Source organism: uncultured Clostridium sp., from assembly GCF_947036855.1.
GTDB lineage: Bacteria > Bacillota > Clostridia > Clostridiales > Clostridiaceae > Sarcina.
Genome location: NZ_CAMQRY010000115.1, coordinates 1 through 7,135, shown reverse-complemented (window position 1 = coordinate 7,135; position 7,135 = coordinate 1). Strand labels below are relative to the sequence as shown.

At 29.7% G+C, this 7,135-nt stretch carries 6 protein-coding genes; 5 read left to right on the top strand and 1 reads right to left on the bottom strand.

Annotated elements, in window-relative coordinates:
* Nucleotides 1-297: 297 nt before the first annotated feature.
* The 3 genes from Q0V15_RS10440 (at nt 298) to Q0V15_RS10430 (ending at nt 3,542) form a co-directional block, all read left to right on the top strand.
* Complete coding sequence (locus tag Q0V15_RS10440) at nt 298-570, top strand: metal-sensing transcriptional repressor (RefSeq protein WP_297438738.1); 273 nt, start codon at nt 298-300, stop codon at nt 568-570.
* A 40-nt stretch (nt 571-610) separates the two neighbouring features.
* Nucleotides 611-3,268 (top strand): heavy metal translocating P-type ATPase, encoded by a 2,658-nt coding sequence (locus Q0V15_RS10435; RefSeq protein WP_297438736.1) that lies wholly within the window; start codon nt 611-613, stop codon nt 3,266-3,268.
* Between the two features lie 79 nt (nt 3,269-3,347).
* Nucleotides 3,348-3,542 carry a heavy-metal-associated domain-containing protein gene (locus Q0V15_RS10430; RefSeq protein WP_297438733.1) on the top strand — a complete coding sequence of 65 codons (195 nt, stop codon included), beginning with the start codon at nt 3,348-3,350 and terminating at the stop codon, nt 3,540-3,542.
* Nucleotides 3,543-3,609: 67 nt separating this feature from the next.
* Here Q0V15_RS10430 and Q0V15_RS10425 read toward each other — a convergent pair whose 3' ends face one another.
* Nucleotides 3,610-4,713 carry an anaerobic sulfatase maturase gene (locus tag Q0V15_RS10425; protein WP_297438731.1) on the bottom strand — a complete coding sequence of 368 codons (1,104 nt, stop codon included), beginning with the start codon at nt 4,711-4,713 and terminating at the stop codon, nt 3,610-3,612.
* A 206-nt stretch (nt 4,714-4,919) separates the two neighbouring features.
* On the opposite strand from Q0V15_RS10425, the gene Q0V15_RS10420 reads away from it, so the two are divergent.
* Complete coding sequence (locus tag Q0V15_RS10420) at nt 4,920-6,491, top strand: sulfatase (RefSeq protein ID WP_297438729.1); 1,572 nt, start codon at nt 4,920-4,922, stop codon at nt 6,489-6,491.
* Nucleotides 6,492-6,524: 33 nt separating this feature from the next.
* Nucleotides 6,525-7,135, top strand: a 611-nt coding sequence (locus tag Q0V15_RS10415; RefSeq protein ID WP_297438727.1) for a lactate utilization protein, incomplete at its 3' end; no start/stop codon positions are given.

Sequence of the window (7,135 nt, the reverse complement as noted above, 5' to 3'; positions counted from 1 at the left end):
AAGTTAAAAATTTATAATTTGAATCTAAGTAAATATTTCAAATTATAATATATTCTAAAAAAGATAATTTAGATTTAATTTTAAATTATCTTTTTTTGCTATATTTATTTATTTTAAAGTACATTTTATTATCAAATCTTAATATTTATTTGCAATTAAATATCATATTGTTAATTTATAGCTATATTCCCACTAGTTTAACATCCTATCTCATTTGACATAATATCTTTTTAAATATATTATTAGTACATACTACACCCCCTTAGTGTAGGGGGTATTAATAGGGAGATTAATATTATGAATGATGATAAAAAAGCTGCCGTTCAGCTACTTAAAACAGCTAGAGGGCAAATAGATGGAATAATTAAAATGATTGAGGATGAAAGATATTGTATAGATATATCAAATCAATTAATTGCAGTTCAAGCATTAGTAAAAAAATCTAATAAACATATATTATCACAGCATCTTTATAGTTGTTTTAAAGATGGTATACAAAATAATGATAATGCCGATGCTAAAATTGATGAACTTAATAAAGTACTGGCTAAAATTTTAGGTACAAAATAATAGCTTGCATCAGTACTACAAATTGAAAGGTCGTGTCTAAATGGAAAAGAAATCACTAAAGATAACTGGTATGACTTGCGCTGCTTGCTCTACTTCTATTGAAAAAGTTACTAGAAAAATGGTTGGAGTAGAAAGTTCAGTTGTAAATATGATTACTGAAGAACTAAATATCACATATGATGAAAATCTTATGGATATAGAAAAGATAAAACAAAAAATTGAGAAAATAGGTTTTGGAGTTATTAATCCATCACTTGTTCAAGAATCTTATAATGTTGAAGGAATGACTTGCGCTGCTTGTGCTTCATCTATTGAACGAGTTGTTGGAAAAATGACTGGTGTTGAAAGTGTTTCAGTAAACATTGCTGATAATAGTGTTAGCATATCTTATGATAAAGATAAAACTTCTTATGAAACTATAGAACAAAAAGTTGTTAAAATAGGTTTTGCTTTAAAACAAGACTTGAAACAAGCTAGTTATAATGTAGAAGGAATTACTTGTGCAGCTTGTGCTGTTAATATAGAAAAAATCCTTGGAAAAATGAATGGAGTTAGTAATATAGCAGTTAATGCTACATCTAATCTTTTAACTTTTGAATATGATTCTGAAAAAGTTAAAATAGCTGATGTTAAAGCAAAACTTGCGAAGCTAGATTTTATCCTTACAAGTACAGAAGATGTTGTTACCGAAGCAAATACTTCTGATGATGAAGTTAAATTTAATAAAAGAAGATTAATATTAACAGCAGCACTTGCTATACCTGTTTTTATTATCTCAATGGGAGATCTTGTTGGAATGCCACTTCCAAACTTTATGTCACCAGATATTTCTCCAATTACATACTCTATCATATTATTTATTTTAACTAGTATAGGAATCTTCTTTGGTAGAAGTTTCTATAAAACAGGAATTAAGAGTTTACTTGCTGGATTACCTAACATGGACTCTTTAGTATTTATGGGTTCTGGGGCAGCATACATTTATAGTATATATGCTATGATTAAAATTTTTACTGGTGATACACAATTTGCATATAGATTATACTTTGTATCAGCAATAGTTATTATAGCCTTTGTAAGTCTTGGTAAGTTTCTTGAAAGTATTGCAAAAGGAAAAACTTCTGATGCTATCAAAAAACTTATGGGACTTGCACCTAAGAATGCTACTATACTTCGTAATGGTGAAGAAATTGTAGTTTCTATAGATGATGTTAGTGTTGGAGATTTAATAGTTGTAAAACCTGGAGAAAAGTTACCTGTTGATGGTAAAATTGTTGAAGGAAAAACATCTATTGAAGAAAGTATGCTAACTGGAGAAAGTATACCTGCTGAAAAAACTATCGGAGATGATGTTTTTGGAGCAAGTATAAATAAAAACGGTAGAATAGTTTATAAAGCAACAAAAGTTGGGAAAGATACTGTTATATCACAAATTGTTAAGCTTGTTAAAGATGCACAGGGTTCTAAGGCTCCAATAGCTAGAACTGCTGATGTTATAGCTGGTTTCTTTGTTCCAGTAGTTATTGTTTTAGCTATTATAGCTAGTTTATTCTGGTTCTTTACAGGGCAAAACTTTGAATTTGCCATCACTATATTTATAGCTGTTCTTGTAATAGCTTGTCCTTGTTCTCTTGGACTTGCAACACCTACAGCAATCATGGTTGGAACTGGTAAAGGTGCCGAACATGGTATCTTAATTAAAGGTGGTGGAGCCCTTGAAACTACTGGTAAACTTCAAACAATAGTTCTTGATAAAACAGGAACATTAACAGAAGGAAAACCTGTTGTTACAGATATTATCACAAATGATTACTCAGAAGATGAAATTTTATCAATAGCTGGAGCTGCTGAAAAAGGTTCAGAGCATCCACTTGGAGAAGCAATCGTAAACTTTGCTATTGAAAAAGGATTAGAACTTAAAAAAATCGAAAAATTTAATTCTATATCTGGAAAAGGAATCGAAGTTACTATTGATTCTAAAGATATATTTATAGGAAATAAAAAACTTGTTGATGACCAAAATGTAGCTATTACAGGTAACTTTGAAAAAGAATCTGACAGACTTGCTACTGAGGGTAAAACTCCTATGTACATGATTATTGATGGAAAACTTGAAGCAATCATAGCCGTAGCAGATACTGTTAAACCATCTAGTAAAAAAGCTGTTGAGATACTTACAAGAATGGGTATTGAAGTAGTTATGCTAACTGGTGATAATAAGAAAACTGCTGGTGCTATAGCAAAAGAACTTGGAATTTCAAGAGTTATATCAGAAGTTTTACCACATCAAAAAGCTGAAAAAGTTAAAGAAATTCAAGCTGAAGGTAAAAAAGTTGCAATGGTTGGAGATGGTATAAATGATGCACCAGCACTTGCTATAGCTGATATTGGTATGGCAATTGGATCAGGAACTGATATTGCTATGGAATCTGCTGATATTGTTCTTATGAGAAGTGATATTATGGATGTTATAGGTGCTATACAACTTAGTAGAAAAACTATGATAAACATAAAAGAGAACTTATTCTGGGGATTAATATTTAATGCTATTGGTATTCCAATAGCTATGGGAGTATTGTACTTCTTTGGAGGTCCACTTCTTAACCCTATGATTGCTGCATTTGCTATGAGCTTTAGTTCTATAACAGTTCTACTAAATGCATTAAGACTTAAAACTTTTAAACCAAAACTTGTATAAAATAGATTTAAATAATTAAAACATATGCCATAACAAGAGGCTTTATATCTTGTTAATATTTAAAAGAGGTGAATTTATAATGAAAACAGTTATAATCGAAGGAATGTCATGTCATAAATGTGTTGCTAACGTAGAAAAAGCTTTAGCAGAAGTTTCAGGAATAACTAAAATGGAAGTTATCGTTGGAAAAGCTACTATAGAAGGTGATGTTACAAACGAAGTTTTAACAGAAGCTATAGAAGATTTTGGATTTGATGTTGTAGAAATTAAATAACCCTCTCCAAAATAAAACCACTTAAGTTGTATTATAAATACAATTTAAGTGGTTTTTCTTTTAATACTTATTCTTCTCTTTGTTTTATATCCTGACAAACCTTGATAAACCTTTCTACTGTATAATCATAAAAATCTGTAAAAGTATCACAAAAATAATATTCAGTAGAACCCTCTACTCTATATCTTTTACATCCACCTTTGCATAAAACTCCATATTTACAAGTTTTGCATTTTTCATTTACTACAAGTCTTTCTTTAACAAAACTTATAGCTTTTTTCTGTTTCATTATATTTTTAAATCTTATATCTTTTATATTTACAATCTTTTTATCATCACTAACATAAAAATCACAAGGATATATATCACCATTTGCTTCTATAACATTTTGAACACTACAATACCCTCTCATCTCACAACTTTCTGCCTCATAACCTAGAATTACTGCACAAATATTTTCAAAAAGTCTTATACTAACTTGCTCACCTTTTTTGTAATCCTCATACCAAATATCAAATATATCTTTAAGAATTTTTGCATACTCGCTCTGTTTTAAACTTGAATTTTCATTTTTTTGATTAAAACCTTCATCAAGACAAGGAATAAGCTGAACAAAATCTATATTATTTTCCTTATAAAACTTATATAGATCATTAGTTTTTTCTACTGTCGCACTTGTTATGACACTAAGAACATTATATTCAACATTATATTTATCAAAAAGTTTTTTTGCATTCATCACTCTATCAAAAGTTCCTTTATTATCATAATCTACTCTATTTAAATCATGTAATTCTTTTGGACCATCAATAGATAAACCAACTAAAAAATTATTTTTCTTAAAAAACTTTGCCCAATCTTCATCTATCAAAATCCCATTAGTTTGAATAGAATTCATTGTTTTAATACCTTTTTTATTATATTTTTTTTCAAATTCTATAACTTTTTCAAAAAAAGAAATACCTACAAGTGTTGGTTCTCCTCCTTGAAATGAAAATGCACAGTAATTTTCTGCATCTTGGTATGCTTTCTTTATAATTTTTTCTAATATATCTAAACTCATGATTCCATGACTTTCTTCTTCTTTCTCTTTACAAGTCGCTTTATAGAAACAATATTTACACCCTATATTACAACTTGATGATGCTGGTTTTATAAGTAAACTTATCATACTTTTCTCCTATCACTCATTAATTTTACCTTTAGTTACATACTATATTTTGTCGCAACTTTCATGCCACAGTTTGTGTCACACTTTCCTTGGCACAAATGTTGCTTTATATATTATTAAAGCTATTTTTTTAATGATTCAAAATTAGCTGCTTAATGAAAAATAACTAAGTGTAAGGCTTAATTTAAATATAAGGAGAGATTAAAATGAAGAAAAGACCAAATATTTTACTTATAACAAGTGACCAGCAACACTTTGATACAATAGGTAAATTTAATAAAGAAATAAAAACTCCAAACCTTGATAGATTATGCGACGCTGGAAAAACTTTTACAAGAGCATATTGCCCCAATCCAACTTGTACACCAACAAGAGCATCAATTATAACTGGTAAATATCCAAGTCAACATGGTGGATGGACACTTGGTACAAAACTTCCTGAAACTGAAAAAACAATAGGTGAATATCTTTCAAAAGAAGGATATAAAACTTCATTAATTGGAAAGGCACACTTCCAACCCTTAGCCTCGACAGAAGAATATCCATCACTTGAAGCTTATCCTATACTTCAAGATTTAGAGTTTTGGAAAAATTATAAAGAGCCATTCTATGGATTTGATTACTATGAACTTGCAAGAAATCATACAACAGAATCACATGTAGGACAGCACTACGCATTATGGCTTGAAGAAAAAGGTTGTTTAAATTGGAAAGATTATTATCTTGGACCAACAGGTAATATGGATCAAACTGTTTATAAAAGAATTGAAGCACTTGTAAAAGAAAAAAATGGATTCTTTAACTCTGAAAGAAATTGGGGTGCTTGGGATATTCCTGAAGAATATCACTATAATACTTGGATTACAGAAAGTACAAATAAACTACTAGCACAACATAAGGAAAATGATGAACCATTCTTCCTTTGGAGTAGTTTCTTTGACCCACATCCTGAGTATTTTGTTCCAGAACCTTGGGCTTCAATGTATGACCCAAATGAGATAACTCTTCCAACTTTAGCAGATGGTGAACATGATAAAAATCCTATGCATTTTAAGATGACACAAGAAGAACATCCTGATTATTCATCTTACTGCACATCCGGACATGATTTGCATGGACTACACTCACATAGACAAAAAGAAGATGAACTAAAAAAAGATATTGCTGTATATTATGGAATGATTTCAATGATGGATAAATATATTGGAGATATACTAGATAAACTTGATAGTCTTGGAATGGCTGAAGATACAATAGTAGTCTTCACAACAGACCATGGACACTTCTTCGGACATCATGGACTTGTAAGAAAAGGTCCTTTCCACTATGAAGACATGATAAAAATCCCAATGATAGCTAGATTTCCAAATCATATCCCAGCTGGAACAATAGATAATTCAATGCAATCATTAGTAGATTTAGCACCAACATTTTTAAGTTACTGTGATTACACCGTTCCAAGAACAATGACAGGCGTTAATCAATCAGAAGTTTGGGATGGTAAAAAAGAAATGGCTAGAGATCATATCATAGTTGAAAATAGGCATGAAGATAAAACTATGAATCTTAGAACCTATGTAAATGAAAGATATAAAATAACTGTCTATTATGACCAGACTTCTGGCGAACTATTTGACCTACAAAATGATCCAAAAGAAATTAATAACCTTTGGGATAATCCAGAGTTTAAAGAACTAAAAATGGATTTAATGATGAAATATATTTGGGCAGAACTTGATAAAGAACCAATGTGGATGCCAAGGATTAAACAAGCTTAAATCTTATTATAAAATAAAAAGGTGTGATATAAAATGGATAAATCAATCAAATGGAAAATGGAATGCGATGCTAATAATATAGTCCAAATTTTAAAAAACAAACATTATAATGCTCATTATTGTACTAGCCTCGAAGATGCAAAAAGTAAAGTTTTAGAAATGATTCCAAAAGGCTCATCAATAGCACTTGGTGGTTCTGTAACTTTAAATCAAATGGATATTATTAATACTTTCAAATCAGATGACTATAAATTATTTGATAGATATAAAGATGTTCCATTCTCTGAAACAGTAGAAATTATGAGACAATCTATGCTTGCAGACTTTTTTATAACTAGCACAAATGCTATAACTAAAAATGGTGAATTAATGAATATGGACTCCACTGGCAATAGAGCTGCCGCTATGATATTCGGCCCTAAAAAAGTTATTGTTATAGCTGGTGTTAATAAAATAACTGAAGATATTGAATCAGCACAAAAAAGAATTAGAGAAATTGCGATAATAAATGCTAAAAGAATAAATCATAAGTCTCCATGTACAATAACTGGTACATGCTCTGATTGTGATGTTAAAGGAAGAATATGTAACTATACTTCAATAATTCATAATGGTAGAAAATTTGAAGATAGAATAACTATTTT

Bases quoted from the DNA above. Each gene is read 5' to 3' on its own strand.
- Q0V15_RS10435 (WP_297438736.1), top strand. From the start codon at position 611: ATGGAAAAGAAATCACTAAAGATAACTGGTATGACTTGCGCTGCTTGC.
- Q0V15_RS10430 (WP_297438733.1), top strand. From the start codon at position 3,348: ATGAAAACAGTTATAATCGAAGGAATGTCATGTCATAAATGTGTTGCT.
- Q0V15_RS10440 (WP_297438738.1), top strand. From the start codon at position 298: ATGAATGATGATAAAAAAGCTGCCGTTCAGCTACTTAAAACAGCTAGA.
- Q0V15_RS10420 (WP_297438729.1), top strand. From the start codon at position 4,920: ATGAAGAAAAGACCAAATATTTTACTTATAACAAGTGACCAGCAACAC.
- Q0V15_RS10425 (WP_297438731.1), bottom strand. From the start codon at position 4,713: ATGATAAGTTTACTTATAAAACCAGCATCATCAAGTTGTAATATAGGG.